Source organism: Aminobacter sp. P4_D5 (assembly GCF_056401815.1).
Window position 1 is genome coordinate 1 of the sequence record NZ_JBFUIP010000593.1, and the last position, 780, is coordinate 780.

At 67.3% G+C, this 780-nt stretch carries 1 protein-coding gene; it reads left to right on the forward strand.

Annotated elements, in window-relative coordinates; translation table 11 throughout:
* The coding region (locus AC1DWF_RS33720; protein WP_476842846.1) for an O-linked N-acetylglucosamine transferase family protein at window positions 1–780 on the forward strand (780 nt) is incomplete at both ends.

Genomic DNA, 780 nt, shown 5'->3' on the forward strand with positions numbered 1-780 from the left:
GGGCCCTACCATCCCGAGCAGGCGGATCCCGCCCAGCTGCGCGAGGTGGCGGATCGTCTGCACGCGGGTTTGTCGAACAATCTCGAGCCTTTCCACACGGCGCCGCGCGCATCGCGGGATCGGTTGCGGGTCGGCTTCCTCTCCGCGAATTTCGGGACGCATCCGGTCGGCTGGTTCACCCTGGCGGGCATCGAGAACCTGCCGCGCGACGACTTCGAGCTCATCGTCCTTTCTCTTGGTGACCGACCTGGCCCCCTGGCACAGCGCTATCGCGACCGGGCTGACAGCTGGGTCACGCTTGATCCCGCCATTGGCGAATCGCTCCTGGTCGAGAAGCTGCGCGCGGAGGATCTGGATATCCTCGTCGACCTCGGCGGGCATGGGCTGGGCGGCAAGATCCGCGCGCTGCGGCACCGCTGTGCACCTGTGCAGATCAAATGGGTGGGCTCCCAATCGGCGACGACCGGCGTGCCGAACATCGACTGGATGCTCACGGACCGCTGGGAGACGCCGGAGGGCTTCGAAGAGCACTATGTTGAGCAGCTGCTGCGACTGCCGGATGGTTATGTCTGCTACGAGCGGCCGTCCTACGCACCCGCGGTGATGCCGGCACCGCTGCTCCGGCGCGGCCATGTCACCTTCGGCTGCTACAACAACATGGCGAAGATCACGCCACGGGTGCTGGCCTGCTGGGCGAGGATACTGGACGCGGTGCCGGACAGCCGGCTCGTCCTGCGGACGCACGCCCTCGGCGATGCACCCACGCGCGCAGCCTTCGTC